Raw genomic sequence first — 15,936 nt, 5'->3', positions numbered from 1 at the left:
GTGGTCAGCTGGGTGAGTCGGGACGGGCGGGGTGTCGCGGGGCTCAGGCGCGGGCCAGCGCCATCTCGTGCAGATAGCGCATCAGCGTCATCAGGACGTCGCGGCTGGAGGCCCGGCGGCGCGCGTCGCACTCGATGATCGGGACGTCCGGGTCGAGGTCGAGCGCGTTGCGCAGTTCCTCCGTGGGGTAGCGCGGGCCGTCCGGGAAGGCGTTGTTGGCGATGACGAACGGCACGCCGCGCTCCTCCAGGCGCCCGATCACGTCGAAGCTGACCTCGAGACGGCGGGTGTCGATGAGCACGACGGCGCCGAGGGCGCCCTCGAACAGGCCGTTCCACAGGAACCAGAAGCGTTCCTGGCCCGGGGTCCCGAAGAGGTACAGGACCAGCTCGTCGGTGATGCTGATGCGGCCGAAGTCCATGGCCACGGTGGTGGCGGTCTTGGTCTCCGAGCCGTAGTTGTCGTCGACGCCGATGCCGGCCTGCGTCATGGTCTCTTCGGTGGTGAGCGGCCGGATCTCGCTGACGGAGCCCACCATGGTGGTCTTGCCGACGCCGAAGCCGCCGACGATCACGATCTTGACGGCCGAGGTGACCGTGTCGGGCATCCGGTCCTCGGCCCGCGGACCGGGGATGTGCAGGCTCCCGACGGCGGTCTCCGTCCCGGCCGTGCTGTCAGAGCTTCTGTAGTCCATGCATCACCGCTTCGAGGAGGGAACGGTCGGCCACGGCGCCCCGGATGACGGGCGCGCGCGCCTGGACCAGTTCGGCCGCGAGGAGTTCGCCGAGCAGCACGGTGACCACGCTGAACGGCAGGTTGAGGTAGGCCGAGATCTCGGCCGTGGAGAGGGGATTGCGGCACATCCGTAAGACGGCGGCCTGTTCGGGCGGGGCCGTCGGGGGCGGTTCGGCGCGCGCCACGATCAGGGTGACCAGATCGAGGGGCGCCCGCTCCGTGCCGTCGGTGCCGCCGGTGATCACGTACAGCCGCTCCGGATCGCGCTCTTTCGCGTCCGAGCCGGGGCGGCGCTCGCGCTGGGGCGGCTCTTCCCGGAAGGGGGGGTCGGGGGGGCGGAGAGTCATACAGTCTGGCCGTTGCGTCGGGGCGGGCTGGTCAGGTGGGCGCCGATCCGGATGACGAGGTCGCGCATCTGGTGGCTGATCATTCCGGCGTCGACGAACTGGTCGGCGAGGACGGCGAGATAGGCGCCCTTGCCGGCCGCCATCAGATAGAAGAAGCCGCCGTCGACCTCGATGATGACCATGTTCATCTTGCCGCTGCTGTCGGGGATCTCCGTGGCGACGGCGGAGGCGAGCGACTGGAGTCCCGCGCAGGCGGCGGCGATCCGGTCGGCCGCGTCGGGGTCTCCGCCGTACCGGGCGATGCGCAGGCCGTCCGCGGAGAGCACCACTACCTGGCGCACGTTGGAGACGCTCTCGGCGAGCTCCTTGAGCATCCAGTCGAAGTTGGCCCTTTGCTGGATCACTGGTGGTCTCCCTCTTCGGCCTGCTGGTTGTACGCGTCGTCGTGCGGCTTGTCCGCTCCGGCCCCGTCCGGGCCGTCGGGCTTGAGCCCGTTCATGAACGCCTCGACCCACAGGCCCGGTTCGGGCTGCGCGGGCCGCTCGTGCTCCGGCTGGGCCGGGGGCAGCGGGGCGGCCGCCGCGGGGGCGGGCATGGACAGATCGGGGTGGCGCGGGGTGACGATGATCTGGTTGTCGATGACCTTGGTGTCGACCTTGCGCCGGCGCTGCGGGAGCCCGTTGGCCCGCCATTCGGTGACCACGGGGACGTCGTCCTCCATCGCGACGAGCGGGGCGGAGGGGCGCGGTCCTGTGGTGGGGCGACGCGTCTTCTTCAGCCGCGGCTCTTCCTTGACCGGTACGCCGTTGTGGTCGACGCGGGGCACGGCGCTGGCGCCGATGCCGTGGGCGCGGCCGGGCGCGGGTCCGGAGCTCATCATCTCGCGGGGCACGATCAGTACGGCGCGCACGCCGCCGTACGCGGACTGGCGCAGCGAGATCTTCATGTCGTACATGGCGCAGAGCCGGCCGACGATGGCGAGGCCGAGGCGGGGGCTCTCGCCCAGGTCGTTCAGGTCGTAGCCGGCCTGGGCGCGCTCCAGCATCCGCTCGACGCGGGCGCGCTGCTCCTCGCCGAGGCTGACGCCGCCGTCCTCGATCTCGATGGCGATGCCGGTCTGCACCTCGACGGCGGTGACGTGCACGCGGGTCTGCGGCGGCGAGTAGCGCGTCGCGTTGTCGAGGAGTTCGGCGCAGGCGTGGATGAGGGGTTCGACGTGGATGCCCTTGATGGCGACGTCGCAGATGGCGTGCAGGTCGATGCGCGGGTACTCGAGGATGCGCGACATGGCGCCGCGCAGCACGCTGTAGAGCTTGACGGGCTTGGGCCACTGGCGGCCGGGCCGGGCGCCGCCGAGGACGGTGACGGAGTCGGCGAGGCGGCCGATCAGGGCGGTGCCGTGGTCGATGCGCAGGAGGTCGTCGAAGACCTCGGGGTTGCGGCCGTGGTCCTCTTCCATCTCGCGCAGTTCCTGGGACTGCTTGTGCACGATGGCCTGGACGCGGCGGGCGACGGAGACGAAGGAGCGCTGCGCGCCGTCGCGGAAGGCGGCCTCGCGGTCGATCTCCTTCAGGCAGCGGTAGAGCAGTTCGCGCTCGCCGCGCGTGACGTCGCGGAAGGCCGCCTCGGAGTCGCAGGTGTCGCGGACCGCGTCGCGCGGGTTGGCGCCCTTGCGCATGCGGTAGAGGGCGTGCGGCAGGACTTCCTTGGCGACGCGCATCGTGAGCTGCTCGTGGCCGTCGACCCGGGCTTCCAGCTCGGCGACGTGCTGGGCGTACTGGGCGCGCAGGCCCTTGAGGATGCGGCCGCGGCGGACGGCCTCGGCGGCCACGGCGACGACGAGGAGCGTGCCGAGGGCGCCGCACAGGGCGACCGCGAGACGGGCGGGCTGCGTGACCACGGCGACGGCTGCTCCGGTGGCGGCCGCCATGACCATGGCGGGCAGCAACAGCACGCGTGTGTAGGGGACTTCTCGGCCACCGGGAGGCGATTGAACACTCACCATGTATGCCCTCTAAAAACAATCGGGTCGGGGAATTCGCGGTGGTCCGTCGCACTTCGTACCGGGGCTCGACGCGAACCATCCACGCATAGGGGAACAAGCGCCCGAATCCATCTCAACTCGGTGCGCTGCGGGCGAGCTTAGTCCGACCGGATCATCGCCGAGTCATATTCAGCAAGGCCCTGCACGAACCCCCCTGCCGGGCATACACTCGCTCCCATTTGCACGCTCCGCTCAGATTCGAACGCATGGAGTGATCACGTCCGGGTACGCGAATCCGGACCCCTCCGGCGGCCGTCCGCCGGACACGCGAAAGGGCGCCGTCCCTGCGGACGGCGCCCTTCTGACGGAGCGTCGGCTAGCCGACGGAGGAGTACGCGACGACGCCGCGCAGCAGTCCGTCGACAGCCTTGCGCGCGTTCTTCGCGACCGTGGAGCCCTCCTTGGGGGCGGCCGCGGCGATCTGCCCGAGCACGTCGATGACCTGCTTGCACCAGCGCACGAAGTCGCCTGCGGGCATCTCCGCCTCGCGCAGCACCTCGTCGAGCCCCTTGCCGGAGGCCCACTCGTACGCGGCCCAGGCGAAGCCGAGATCGGGCTCGCGCTGCCCGACGCCCTCGGTCTGGCTGATCCGGAAGTCCTCCTCGAGCGCGTCGAGCCGGCCCCAGATGCGGACCATCTCGCCGAGCGCGGCCTTGGCCCGGCCCGAGGGCAGCTTCGGGGCGAGCGCGTCGTCGCCGACCCGCGCCTCGAACACCAACGCCGAGACGCACGCCGCCAGTTCGGCCGGGTCCAGGCCCTCCCAGACGCCGTCGCGCAGGCACTCGCTCGCCAGCAGGTCCAGCTCGCCGTAGAGCCGGGCGAGCCGCTTGCCGTGCTCGGTGACCTCGTCGCCGCGCAGATAGTCCATCTCGGTCAGCAGCTTGACGATGCGGTCGAAGGTGCGGGCGATCGTGTTCGTCCGGCCCTCGATGCGGCGCTCCAGCTGTGCGGTGTCCCGCTTGAGCCGGTGGTAGCGCTCGGCCCAGCGCGCGTGGTCCTCGCGCTCGGCGCAGCCGTGGCACGGGTGGGCGCGCAGCTCGGCGCGGAGCCGGGCGATCTCGCGGTCGTCCGCCGCGGCCGAGCGGCTCTTCCTGTGCCGGTCGGGCACGATGTGGCCGGCCTTGGTGCGCAGCGCCGACGCGAGGTCGCGCCGGGACTGCGGCGAGCGCGGGTTGAACGACTTCGGGATGCGCATCCGCTCCAGCGCCTCGACCGGCACCGGGAAGTCGATCGACGCGAGCCGCTTGACCTGCCGCTCGGCGGTGAGCACCAGCGGGCGGGGGCCGTCGTGGGACTCGAAGCCGCGGTGCCCGTTGGACCGGCCCGCGGACAGGCCGGGGTCCAGGACGAGCGCGAGGCCCGCGAACTTGCCCGTGGGCACGTGGATCACGTCGCCCGGCTTGAGCTTCTCCAGGGCGGCGGCGGCCTGGGCCCGGCGCTGGGCGGCGCCCTGCTTGGCCAGCTCCGTCTCACGGTCCTTCAGCTCGCGGCGCAGACGCGCGTACTCGTCGAAGTTCCCGAGGTGGCAGGTCATGGACTCCTTGTAGCCCTCGAGCCCCTCCTCGTTCTTCTGCACCTGACGCGAGATGCCGACGACCGACTTGTCCGCCTGGAACTGGGCGAAGGAGGTCTCCAGCAGCTCGCGCGAGCGGTGCCGCCCGAACTGCTCCACCAGGTTCACCGCCATGTTGTACGACGGCTTGAAGCTGGAGCGGAGCGGGTACGTGCGCGTGCCGGCGAGTCCGGCCAGATGCTCGGGGCTGAAGCCGCGCTGCCACAGCACGACGGCGTGGCCCTCGACATCGATGCCGCGGCGCCCGGCGCGGCCGGTCAGCTGCGTGTACTCGCCCGGGGTGATGTCGGCGTGCTGCTCCCCGTTCCACTTGACGAGCTTCTCCAGGACGACGGAGCGGGCCGGCATGTTGATGCCCAGCGCCAGCGTCTCGGTCGCGAAGACCGCCTTGACCAGGCCCTTGACGAAGAGCTCCTCCACGACCTCCTTGAAGGTCGGCAGCATGCCCGCGTGGTGGGCGGCGATGCCGCGCTCGAGGCCCTCCAGCCACTCGTAGTAGCCGAGGACGTGCAGGTCCTCGTCGGGGATGGACGCCGTGCGCTCCTCGACGATCTGCCGGACCTTGGCCCGGGCCTCCTCGTCGTTCAGCCTCAGGCCCGCGTACAGGCACTGCTGGACGGCCGCCTCGCAGGCGGCGCGGCTGAAGATGAACGTGATGGCGGGCAGCAGTCCCTCGGCGTCGAGCCGGTCGATCACCTCGGGGCGGCCCGGCGTCCAGATCCTGGAGCGCTGGCGGCGCTCGCGCTCACGGTCCGCCTCGCGCATGGCGCGCCCGCGCCTGCGGTCCTGGTAGGACGGCCGGCTCGCCTCCATGCGGGCCATCCGCGTCAGGTCCGGGTTGACCGCCTTCTTGTGGCCCTCGCCCTCCTCGAAGAGGTCGTACATGCGGCGCCCGGCGAGCACGTGCTGGAACAGCGGGACGGGCCGGTGCTCGGAGACGATCACCTCGGTGTCGCCACGCACGGTGTCCAGCCAGTCGCCGAACTCCTCCGCGTTCGACACCGTCGCCGAGAGGGAGACCAGGGTCACCGACTCCTGGAGGTGGATGATCACCTCTTCCCAGACGGCGCCGCGGAAGCGGTCGGAGAGGTAGTGCACCTCGTCCATGACCACGTAGCCGAGGTTGATCAGCGAGCGGGAGCCCGCGTACAGCATGTTCCGCAGGACCTCGGTGGTCATGACGACGATCGGCGCGTCGCTGTTCACACTGTTGTCGCCGGTCAGCAGGCCGACCTTGTCGGAGCCGTAGCGCTTGGCGAGGTCCTGGTACTTCTGGTTCGACAGCGCCTTGATCGGCGTCGTGTAGAAGCATTTCTTGCCCTGGAGAAGGGCGAGGTGCACGGCGAACTCGCCGACGATCGTCTTGCCGGAGCCGGTGGGCGCCGCCACCAGGACGCCCTTGCCCGCCTCCAGCGCCTGGCAGGCCTCGATCTGGAAGGGGTCGAGACCGAAGTCGTACATCTCGCGGAAGGACGCGAGCGCGGTGGCCTGCTCGGCGGCCCGCTTACGGGAAGCCGCGTACCGCTCGGCCGGTGAGAGGTCCTCTGTCATCGTGCTTTCGAGCCTACCGGCCGCCACTGACATCGGACGATCATTATCCGCTAAGCACTCGGACGCCGACCGCCGGCGGGCCTCAGACCAGCACGCGAACGGCCGCCGGGACACACTCGGCGACCTGAGGCAGAGCCCCCACCGGCTCCCCGTCCGCGTACGCCGTGATGTCGGGCGCGGCGAGCTCGACGCGGCGCGCGCGGTACACGGTGACCTTGGGGTGGGTCAGATGGGTGCCCTTGTAGACGCGCGGGAAGACACGCAGCAGGGTGGTGCGCGAGCAGTCCCCCACGACGGTCACGTCGAAGAGCCCGTCGTCCATCTCGGCGTCGGCGCATATCCGCATGCCGCCTCCGTAGGAGGTGCCGTTGCCGACGGCGACCAGGGTGGCGGCCACCTCGCGCGCGGAGCCGTCGTCGAGCGTGAGACGGAAGGGCACCGGCTTGAAGGCGGCCAGTTCCAGGGCGATCGCCAGGTCGTACTTGAAGCGGCCGAGCGGCAGCCGCATCCGGTTGCCGCGGTCGTTGACGCGGGAGTCGAAGCCGGAGGCGAGGACGGTGCCGAACCAGTGGTCGCCGATCCGCCCCAGGTCGACCTCGCGGATCCGTTCCCCCTTGAGCGCCTCGGCGACGAGCGCGCCGGCCGCCGCCGGATCGCGGACGGGCAGTCCGAGAGCGCGCGCGAAGTCGTTGCCGGTGCCGACGGCGACGATGCCGAGCGGGGTGCGGGTGCCGGCGACGGCCTGCAGGGCGAGGTTCACGAGCCCGTCGCCGCCGACGGCCACGAGGGCACCCGTGCCCTCGGCCACGGCGGCACGCGCGCGTGCGAGGGCGTCGGTGGCGTCCTCCCCGATGACCGTGCGCACGGAGAATCCGGCGGCCCGCAACGCGGAAGCGGCCGGCTGCGCAGCGTGTGCGCCCCGGCCGCGTCCCGCGGTGGGATTGACGAAGAGGGTGATGTCGCTGCTCACGGCCGGACCCTAGCAAGTGCCCTGCCGCGAACCGCGGTTACCTCAGGTCACATCGTCGTAACCGTTGATCCGGTCCTGCTCGCCGGTGGACTGCTCGGGCACCGAGCGGCTGGCGCTCACCGTCTCGACCTCGCCGATCTCCTCGGGCGTGAGGTCGAGCTCGGACGCCTCGTCGTCATCGGGGCCCGCCGCCTCGATGAGCCGCTTGCGCCGGTCGTTCAGGAGCGAGAAGCCGGTCGCGGCGAAGTAGAGCACCCAGATCGGTCCCGCGAGGGCGAGCATCGTCAGCGGGTCGGTGCTGGGCGTGGCCACCGCCGCGAAGACGGTGATGCCCATGATCATGCCGCGCCACCAGCCGAGCATCTTCCTGCCGCTGAGCACGCCGGTGAGGTTGAGCATGACCAGGAGCAGCGGCAGCTCGAAGGAGAGACCGAAGACGATCACCATGCGGGTGATCAGGTCCAGCAGGTCGTCGAGCGGCAGCTGGTTGTCGATGTTCGCCGGCGAGAAGTCGAGCAGCACCCGCGCCATCGTCGGCAGGGTCTTGTACGCGAAGAACGCGCCGCCGAGGAACAGCGGAACGCCGGTGGCCACGAAGGCGGTCGCGTACTTCTTCTCGTGCTTGTGCAGGCCGGGGGCGACGAAGCCCCACAGCTGGTAGAGCCAGACCGGCGACGCACCGATCACACCGGCCATGAGGGAGACCTTCAGGGCGAGCGTGAAGGGCGTGATCAGGCCGTTGAGCACGATGCGGGCGCACTGCTCGTTGGCGTCCTTGTTGTCCGCCGCCTTGGCCGTCAGTTCGGCGAAGGTCTTGTCGCAGCCGACCGACTCGAGGACCGGGTTCGTGAAGAACTCGATGATGTCCTTGTAGTAGAAGGCGGCGACGATCGTGACGACGAGGATGGCCAGGACGGCCTTCCCGAGTCGGTTGCGAAGCTCACGCAGGTGCTCCGCGAGCGGCATCCGCCCCTCGGGGTCCTTCTCCTGTTTGCGGGCAGACTTGAGCAACCCACGTCCTCATCTCGTGCGACAGGCCGCCGCTACCGGGGCGGCCTTGGATCAGCTCTGCGTCGTCTGGTTCGTCTGCTCGGTCACAGGACGCGAGCTGCTCACATCGCCGGGAGCGGCCTGGATGGTGCGCTGGGCCGGAGGCTGCTCGCCCGCCTTCGGCGGGTCGGACGGAGCGGCATCCTTGTTGCCACCCTCGCTCTTCATGGCCTTCGCCTCGCTCTTGAGGATGCGGGCGGACTTGCCGAGCGAGCGCGCCATGTCCGGAAGCTTCTTCGCGCCGAACAGGAGGAGGATGACCACGAGCAGGATGATCAACTCGGGGGCGCCGATCTTTCCACCGAACATATGCGTTTACCTTCTCACTGAGGCGGCAGGGGCGGGGCTGCCGGTACCGGCCGGACTTCGGACTGTTGTCCGACCACCGTGCTGGCAGCGATCGTATCCCGTGGGGGTGAACACGGGGCAATCCCCGTGCGTACTCCCGCTTGCGGCCCGCGCCTCGCTCCCAGGCCGCGTAAAGGAGCGTACCCGGCGGACCCCACGGACCGACAGGCCGCGGGGGTAAAGCGCTTTCCATCGCCGCTTCGGGCGCAGGTCCGCGTCCGCACCGGGACGCGCGACACGCTGTCAGACCGCGTCGCCGCCGGCCTTCGCGACACTCACGGCGGCGCGCTCCAGCTCTTCGGCCGCGCTGTTGATACGCCGTGTCGTGTCGGCGACTTGGCGGCTCAGGCGCTGCGCCTCGACGAACACCCTCACCGCGAGAACCGCCAGGACGGCGAGTCCCACGAACCCCACGGCCACCGCCAGCATCGCCCAGAACATGCGCCGAGCCTAGACGGTCTGATGGAGGCGCAGGGTGCGCACCCCGCCGCCGGTGAGGAGTTCGACGATGCGCTCACCGGCCGGCTTGCGCACGGAGCTGGCGCACTCGGGGCAGGTGAAGGAGTAGAAGGTGGTGCGGCGGCTGCCGCCGATCACCAAGCGGAGCGCGGACGCGGCGAGTTCGAAGCGGGCCCGGCAGTGCGGGCAGGCGGCCTTGAAGACCACGGGCGCCGGGATCCCCGCCACGGCGGATATTCCGGAGACGCCCATCAGTCCGGTCGCTCCACCCATGTCGCCCACCTCACACCCTTCTCTTACCTGTCACCCGGAGCACCGCGTGTCGTCCCGCGCCTCACTCGCCGCCCAAATCGCCGCACATGCGGCGAATGTCACAACTCGTACGCCGCGAGGGCCTCCCGGGCCGCGTCGCGCGCGCTGTCGGCCAGGTCGGCGGGGGCGACGATGTGCCCGTCGCCGCCGAGCCGCAGCGCGAGCCGGCGCAGCGAGGACGGGTCGGGGGTGCGCAGCGTGATCCGCAGCCCGCCGTCGGGCAGCTCCTCGGCGCTGTCGTGCGGGTAGTACTCGGCGACCCAGCGCCCGCCGGGGCCGACCTCGACGACGACCTCGGGGTCCTCGGCGGCGGGCTGCACGAGCGCCTCGGACAGGTCGCGCAGTTCGATCTCCGGCGGGGCCGAGGCCTCGTCGAGGACGCGGATCTCGGCGACCCGGTCGAGCCGGAAAGTGCGCCGCGCCTCGGAGCGACGGCACCACGCCTCCACGTAGGTGTGCCCGACGCTGACGAGCCGGATCGGGTCGATCTCGCGCTCGGTGACCTCGTCGCGGGCGGGCGAGTAGTAGCGGATCCACAGCCGGCGCCGCTCGGAGATCGCCCGGTCCACGTCGGCGAAGACGCCGCCCTCGGACTCGAAGGTCACGTTCAGCCGGGCGCTGGCGCCGGCCATCTCGCCGGCGGCGGTCTCCAGCTTGGCGGTCGCCCGCAGCAGCGCGAGCCGGTCGCTCTCGCGCAGGCCCGGGAGCGTCGCGACGGCGCGCGCGGCGACGAGCAGCGCGGTGGCCTCGTCGGAGGCGATGCGCAGCGGCTCGGCGGCCTCCGCCGACAGGGCGGCCGGGTTGTGCCACCAGATGCGGTCGCCGTCGGTGTCGATGTCGAGCAGGTCGCCGCCGCGGAAGCTGGTGCCGCACAGGGGCAGCACGTCGAGGTCGGAGATCAGCTCGTCCTCGGTGATGCCGAAGGCCCGCGCGACGTCGCTGACGTGGGCGCCGGGGCGCTCGCGCAGATACGTCACCAGGGAGAGCATCCGCCGGGTCTGGTCGATGGCGTTGGCAGCCATGGTCGTACGTCCCCTCAGCCCTTGGCCACGGCGCGCAGCCGCTCCACCACGTCGGCCCGCAGTTCGGCGGGCTCGAGCACGACCACGTCGGGGCCGAACTCCACGAGCCAGGCGTCGAGCCCGTGCCCGTACGGGATCTCCACCTCGTCCCAGCCGTCGCCCAGGTCGCGTACGGAGACGGCCTTGGCGCGCAGCGGGTAGCCGGCACCGGCGCGCAGGCGGATCAGGGCGGAGCGGTCGGCGGTCTCGCCGGCCCAGCTCGCGACGGTCTCACGCACGGTCACCACGTCCGGTACGGGCGCCTTGAAGCGGCCCGCGCGGGAGCGGACCTTGCCGGTGATCCGGGAGAGGCGGAAGACGCGCTCGGCCTCCCGGTCCCGGTCCCAGCCGGCCAGGTACCAGTGGCCGCGCCAGCACTCCAGGGCCCAGGGCTCGACCTGGCGCTGCTCGGGGCGCGCGGCGTTGGCCTTGCGGTAGTCGAAGACGACGGGGCGGCGGTCGCGGCAGGCCAGCATCAGGGGCTCGAAGGACGCCTCGCGCACCGGGATCCGGGGCTCGAGCGCACCGTGCGGCTCGTACGGGTCCACGTCCTCGGGCATGCCGGCGGCGCGCAGCTTCTGCAGGGCGCCGCTGGCGGCGCCGGCGAGGCGGGCCTGCTGCCACACCTTGGCGGCGAGGCCGAGGGCCGCTGCCTCCTCGGCGTCGAGGGCGATGGGCGGCAGCCGGTTGCTGTCGCGGCGGGCCTGGTAGCCGATCTCGCCGTCCAGGTTCTCCACGGTCTCGATGACCAGGCCCAGCTCGCGCAGATCGTCCTTGTCACGCTCGAACATGCGGTTGAAGGAGTCGTCGCTGCCCGCCTCCAGGTAGGCCTCGATGGAGCTCCGCAGCTCCCGCTTGCTGAGCGGTCGGCGCGTCCCGAGCAGACACAGCGCCAGATTCATCAGCCGCTCGGCCTTGGCAATGGCCATCGACGCCCTTTCGTCCCCGGAGGCTCCCCGCGCGCTCCCTCAGTGCTCCCGATCGTCGACCGTACCGCCCCGGGGTGTCGCGGCAAAAGCCAGGGGCAAAGCCGAGGCAAAGCGGCGGCCCGCCGGTGGAAAGGCGGAAGGGCCCGTGCCGGCCGGCACGGGCCCTTCTCGCGACGTTCGGCTCGCTCGCGCGGACCGTCAGACGGCGACCAGGTCGCAGACGAAGATCAGCGTCTCGCCCGGGGCGATGCGGCCGCCACCGGCGCCGCGCTCGCCGTACGCGAGGTGCGAGGGGATCGTCAGCTCACGACGGCCGCCGACCTTCATGCCCTGCACGCCCTGGTCCCAGCCCGCGATGACCTGGCCGGCACCGAGCTGGAACTCCAGCGGGTTGCCGCGGTTCCAGGAGGCGTCGAACTCCTCACCGGTGGAGAAGGCCACGCCCACGTAGTGGACCTTGACGAAGTCGCCGGCCTTGGCCACGGCGCCGTCGCCCTCCCAGATGTCCTTGATCTGGAGGTCCGCCGGCGGCTCGCCGACCGGGAAGTCGACCTCGGGCTTGTCGATGCTCACGTGTAGTGCTCCTGCTGGTTGGCTGTCGGACAACCGGGACAGTCTGCCACTGTCGCGGGGGTCAGTGCGCGGCGAGGATGTCCACGACGAAGACGAGCGTGGAGTTGGCCGGCAGGGCCTTGCCCTGGTCCTTCTCGCCGTAGGCCTGCTCCGGCGGGATCACCAGCAGGACGCGGTCGCCCACGTGCTTGCCGACGATGCCCTTGTCCCAGCCCTGGATGACCTGGCCCTGCCCGATGGGCGTGGTGAACGGCTGGCCGCCGCGGTTCCAGGAGGAGTCGAACAGCTCGGCCTTCGCCTTGCCCTCGTTGATCTTCCAGGCGGCACCGCTGTACTGCATGCTGACCGTCTGGCCGTTCTTGATCTCGGCGCCCTTGCCCTTGATGAGGACCTGGTCGACGAGCTTCTTCGGCGGGTCGTTCTTCGGGACGGAGATCGTGGCCGGCTTCTCCTCGTCGGCCTTGATCTGCGGCAGGTCGGACGGGATCGCGGCCTGCGTGCCCTCGACCTTCTTCGGGACGACCTTGCCGACGTCGACCGCGAAGACCAGCGTGTCCTCGCCCGAGACGCCCGCCTGCGGGTTGCCCTGGGGGCCGAAGCCGGCGGCCGGCGGCGCCACGACGAGCACCCGGCTGCCTTCCTTCTGCCCCACCACGGCCTGCGCGAACGCCGGCAGCTGGCCCTCGGCGCCGGCGGTCACCATCTGGTCGCCGCCGCCCTGCTTGCCGTACGTGGTGCCGAGGTCCTTGCCACCCTTCCAGACCTTGCCGGTGAAGTTCATCGTCACCAGGTCGTTCTTCTTGACCTCGGCGCCGTCGCCCTCGGAGAGCGTGTGCACGACGAACTTGCCGCTCGGGTCGCCCTTGGGCAGCGTGATGGACGCCTTCTTGCCGACGTCACCTGCGACCTTCGGCATCGGGTTCGCGGTGTCGACGGGCTTGGGCACCTCGGCCGACTTCGGCGCGGAGGAGGAGTCCGCCTTGTCCGCCGAGTCCTTCTTGCCGTCGTCGCTGCCACAGGCCGCCGCGGTCAGCGCCAGTGCCGGCACGATCAGTAGAGCTGCAAGTCGCCGTCGCACAGTGATCCTCATGTCGCTCGAATACGGTCCGGCCACTCTAGGCCCTCGGGCAACTGTGCCACGGGCAGCGGAAGGGCCCCGTACGAATGATTCGCACGGGGCCCTTCCTGAACGCCTCGAACACCCCTTTGGGGGGTGTTCCGCAGCGGATCTTCACGCCGGTCCTACATACCGGCGATCAGCTTCTCCACCCGGTCGTCCACGCTGCGGAACGGGTCCTTGCACAGCACGGTGCGCTGCGCCTGGTCGTTCAGCTTCAGGTGGACCCAGTCGACCGTGAAGTCGCGGCGCTGTTCCTGGGCGCGCCGGATGAAGTCGCCGCGCAGTCGCGCGCGCGTGGTCTGCGGGGGCACGGACTTGCCCTCGAAGATCTTCAGGTCGTTGCAGATGCGGGCGGCCTGGCCCTTCCTCTCCAGGAGGTAGTAGAGACCACGACGGCGGTGGATGTCGTGGTAGGCGAGGTCTATCTGCGCGACCCTCGGGTGCGACATGGTCATGTTGTGCTTGGCCCGGTACCGCTCGATGAGCTTGTACTTCATGACCCAGTCGATCTCGGTACCGATGCGGTCGAGGTCCTCCGCCTCGATCGCGTCGAGCGTGCGGCCCCACAGCTCGAGGACCTGGTCCACGGTGCCGGTGCGGATGCCCCGGCGCTCGCAGAAGTCCACGGCCTTCTCGTAGTACTCGCGCTGGACCTCCAGGGCGGAGGCCTCGCGGCCGCTGGCCAGGCGGACCTTGCGGCGGCCCGTGATGTCGTGGCTGACCTCGCGGATGGCCCGGATCGGGTTCTCCAGGGTCAGGTCGCGCATCACCGTGCCGGCCTCGATCATGCGCAGCACGAGGTCGGTGGCACCGACCTTGAGGAGCATGGTCGTCTCGGACATGTTCGAGTCACCGACGATGACGTGCAGCCGGCGGTAGCGCTCGGCGTCCGCGTGCGGTTCGTCGCGGGTGTTGATGATGGGCCGGGAGCGCGTCGTCGCGGAGCTGACGCCCTCCCAGATGTGCTCGGCGCGCTGGCTCACGCAGTACACCGCGCCGCGCGGCGTCTGCAGCACCTTGCCCGCGCCGCACAGCAACTGACGGGTGACCAGGAAGGGGATGAGAATGTCCGCGAGTCGCGAGAACTCCCCGTGCCGTGCCACCAGGTAATTCTCGTGGCAGCCGTAGGAGTTTCCCGCCGAGTCGGTGTTGTTCTTGAACAGATATACGTCGCCTGCGATTCCCTCCTCGTGCAGGCGGCGTTCGGCGTCGACGAGCAGGCCTTCCAGAATGCGCTCGCCCGCTTTGTCGTGGGTGACCAGCTCGGTCACGTTGTCGCATTCGGGTGTTGCGTATTCCGGATGCGAACCCACGTCCAGATACAGGCGTGCGCCGTTCCGCAGAAAGACATTGCTGCTGCGGCCCCATGACACGACACGGCGGAAGAGGTACCGCGCCACCTCGTCAGGAGACAGGCGTCGCTGTCCCCTGAACGTGCATGTGACGCCGTACTCGTTCTCCAGCCCGAAAATGCGGCGGTCCATGACTGAACATTACGCCCGATCCCCCGAGCTGAAACGGGGTTGGACGGCACGGTTCGGATCATTTTCAGATGAGAGCGCGACACGCCCGGACGCGTGCGGCGCGCTCAGGACCCGCCCGGTGGCCAGCAGGACGAGCAGCGCCAGGGCGCCGGTGACGGCCGGCACGGCGAAGCCCCAGCGGGTGCCGCCCCATTCGACGACGGGGCCCGCGACGGCCGTACCCACGCTCGCGCCCACCGTGAACGTCGTCACGAGCCACGAGAACGCCTCGGTGACCGTCCCGCGCGGGGCGTGCCGGTCCACGACGATGAACGCGCAGGCGATGCAGGGCGCGAGGAACACGCCCGCGACCGCCGTCAGCGCCACCATGGCCACCGGGCCGGGCACGATCGCCAACGGCACGTAGAACAGCGCCAGAAGCGCCACCAGCCACCGAAGTCGCCCCTCGGGAGCCCCACTCCACTGCCGCGCGCCGTAGACCGCGCCGCCGACGAGCGCGCCGAGGCCGAGCGCGGCCATCATCCAGCCGTACACGGCGTCACCGCCGTTGCCGTCCGCGTACGAGACACCGGCCACCGTGATGGAGCCGAGCGCGAGCCCGATGAACAGGAAGGCGGCGAGCAGCGCCAGCAGGCCCGGTGAGCGCAGGGCGCCCAGCCAGTGGGCCTCGCGGGGCGCGCTGCGCCACGCGCGCGAGGGCTTCGACAGCACTACGGAGAGGGCGCCGAGCACACCGATCACGTTGAGGACGATGAGCGCGGCTTGCGCGGACCACAGCGACACACACACGGTCACCAGGAGCGGGCCGACCGTGAACATGACCTCCTGCGCGATGGCGTCCATGGCGTACGCCACGTGCACCTGTTCCTCGCGCGGCAGCACACTCGGCCACAGGGCGCGCAGCCCGCCCTCCAGCGGAGGTGTGAACAGGCCGGCGGCCGCCACCGCGAGATACGCGACCACGGGGGTGTCCGTGCCCACGAGCGCGAAGACGGTCATCGCCAGCGCCGACAGGACGGCCGCGGGCAGCTGCACCTTCGGCTGGCCCCGCAGGTCCACCAGGCGGCCGAGCACCGGCTGCCCCACGGCGTTGGCCACGCCGTACACCGCGGCCAGCGCTCCGGCCAGGCTGTAGGTGCCGCCCTCCTCACGCACGAACAGCACGATCGCGATCGCCGCGATCGCGTTCGGCAGCCTGCCCACCAGGGTGCCCGTCAGCAGCCGCATCGCGTGCCGCGCCCTGAGGATCTCCGCATAACCCGCGGCCATCGCCCCGCCCTCACCTGAAGTTTTACGTATAACGTCGTGACGTCATACGTACCACGCACCCGGCCCCGACAGCCACCCGCTACCGTCGTGAACCGGACCAGGCCGGACCAG

At 70.7% G+C, this 15,936-nt stretch carries 16 protein-coding genes; all 16 read right to left on the bottom strand.

The features are described from left to right. Window positions 1-43: 43 nt before the first annotated feature. A complete protein-coding gene (locus IAG42_RS28975) occupies window positions 44-694 on the bottom strand; it encodes a GTP-binding protein (protein ID WP_384619926.1) in 651 nt (216 codons plus the stop codon). Then, a complete protein-coding gene (locus tag IAG42_RS28970; protein WP_188339908.1) occupies window positions 675-1,082 on the bottom strand; it encodes a DUF742 domain-containing protein in 408 nt (135 codons plus the stop codon). Before IAG42_RS28970 ends, IAG42_RS28975 begins: the two co-directional genes overlap by 20 nt. After that, complete coding sequence (locus IAG42_RS28965) at window positions 1,079-1,486, bottom strand: roadblock/LC7 domain-containing protein (RefSeq protein ID WP_188339907.1); 408 nt, start codon at window positions 1,484-1,486, stop codon at window positions 1,079-1,081. Before IAG42_RS28965 ends, IAG42_RS28970 begins: the two co-directional genes overlap by 4 nt. Next, on the bottom strand, window positions 1,483-3,087 hold the full coding sequence (locus tag IAG42_RS28960) for a sensor histidine kinase (RefSeq protein ID WP_188339906.1): 1,605 nt from the start codon (window positions 3,085-3,087) through the stop codon (window positions 1,483-1,485). Before IAG42_RS28960 ends, IAG42_RS28965 begins: the two co-directional genes overlap by 4 nt. Window positions 3,088-3,442: 355 nt before the next feature. Then, on the bottom strand, window positions 3,443-6,250 hold the full coding sequence (locus IAG42_RS28955; RefSeq protein WP_188339905.1) for a DEAD/DEAH box helicase: 2,808 nt from the start codon (window positions 6,248-6,250) through the stop codon (window positions 3,443-3,445). A gap of 82 nt (window positions 6,251-6,332) precedes the next feature. After that, window positions 6,333-7,220 carry a diacylglycerol kinase gene (locus tag IAG42_RS28950; RefSeq protein ID WP_188339904.1) on the bottom strand — a complete coding sequence of 296 codons (888 nt, stop codon included), beginning with the start codon at window positions 7,218-7,220 and terminating at the stop codon, window positions 6,333-6,335. Between the two features lie 42 nt (window positions 7,221-7,262). Beyond that, entirely contained in the window at window positions 7,263-8,231 is a 969-nt protein-coding gene (gene tatC, locus IAG42_RS28945) for a twin-arginine translocase subunit TatC (protein WP_188339903.1), read from the bottom strand. A gap of 51 nt (window positions 8,232-8,282) precedes the next feature. Continuing rightward, on the bottom strand, window positions 8,283-8,579 hold the full coding sequence (gene tatA / locus IAG42_RS28940; RefSeq protein ID WP_188339902.1) for a Sec-independent protein translocase subunit TatA: 297 nt from the start codon (window positions 8,577-8,579) through the stop codon (window positions 8,283-8,285). 282 nt (window positions 8,580-8,861) lie between these two features. Continuing rightward, window positions 8,862-9,059: a G protein-coupled receptor family protein gene (locus tag IAG42_RS28935; protein WP_188339901.1), complete on the bottom strand. Its 198-nt coding sequence runs from the start codon at window positions 9,057-9,059 to the stop codon at window positions 8,862-8,864. Between the two features lie 9 nt (window positions 9,060-9,068). Continuing rightward, a complete protein-coding gene (locus IAG42_RS28930; protein ID WP_223206197.1) occupies window positions 9,069-9,350 on the bottom strand; it encodes a phage terminase large subunit family protein in 282 nt (93 codons plus the stop codon). Between the two features lie 98 nt (window positions 9,351-9,448). Next, window positions 9,449-10,411 carry a helix-turn-helix transcriptional regulator gene (locus IAG42_RS28925; protein WP_188339900.1) on the bottom strand — a complete coding sequence of 321 codons (963 nt, stop codon included), beginning with the start codon at window positions 10,409-10,411 and terminating at the stop codon, window positions 9,449-9,451. 14 nt (window positions 10,412-10,425) lie between these two features. Further along, on the bottom strand, window positions 10,426-11,379 hold the full coding sequence (locus IAG42_RS28920) for a helix-turn-helix transcriptional regulator (RefSeq protein ID WP_188339899.1): 954 nt from the start codon (window positions 11,377-11,379) through the stop codon (window positions 10,426-10,428). A 198-nt stretch (window positions 11,380-11,577) separates the two neighbouring features. Further along, on the bottom strand, window positions 11,578-11,952 hold the full coding sequence (locus tag IAG42_RS28915) for an FKBP-type peptidyl-prolyl cis-trans isomerase (RefSeq protein WP_161305184.1): 375 nt from the start codon (window positions 11,950-11,952) through the stop codon (window positions 11,578-11,580). Window positions 11,953-12,013: 61 nt separating this feature from the next. After that, a complete protein-coding gene (locus IAG42_RS28910; protein WP_394811292.1) occupies window positions 12,014-13,030 on the bottom strand; it encodes an FKBP-type peptidyl-prolyl cis-trans isomerase in 1,017 nt (338 codons plus the stop codon). A gap of 164 nt (window positions 13,031-13,194) precedes the next feature. Next, entirely contained in the window at window positions 13,195-14,556 is a 1,362-nt protein-coding gene (gene pafA / locus IAG42_RS28905; protein WP_188339897.1) for a Pup--protein ligase, read from the bottom strand. A 9-nt stretch (window positions 14,557-14,565) separates the two neighbouring features. Continuing rightward, window positions 14,566-15,825 (bottom strand): MFS transporter, encoded by a 1,260-nt coding sequence (locus IAG42_RS28900; RefSeq protein ID WP_188339896.1) that lies wholly within the window; start codon window positions 15,823-15,825, stop codon window positions 14,566-14,568. Window positions 15,826-15,936: the final 111 nt, after the last annotated feature.

Origin of the sequence: Streptomyces xanthii (assembly GCF_014621695.1) — a bacterium.
Taxonomy (GTDB): Bacteria; Actinomycetota; Actinomycetes; order Streptomycetales; family Streptomycetaceae; genus Streptomyces; species Streptomyces xanthii.
This window is presented reverse-complemented; position numbering and strand designations above follow the sequence as displayed.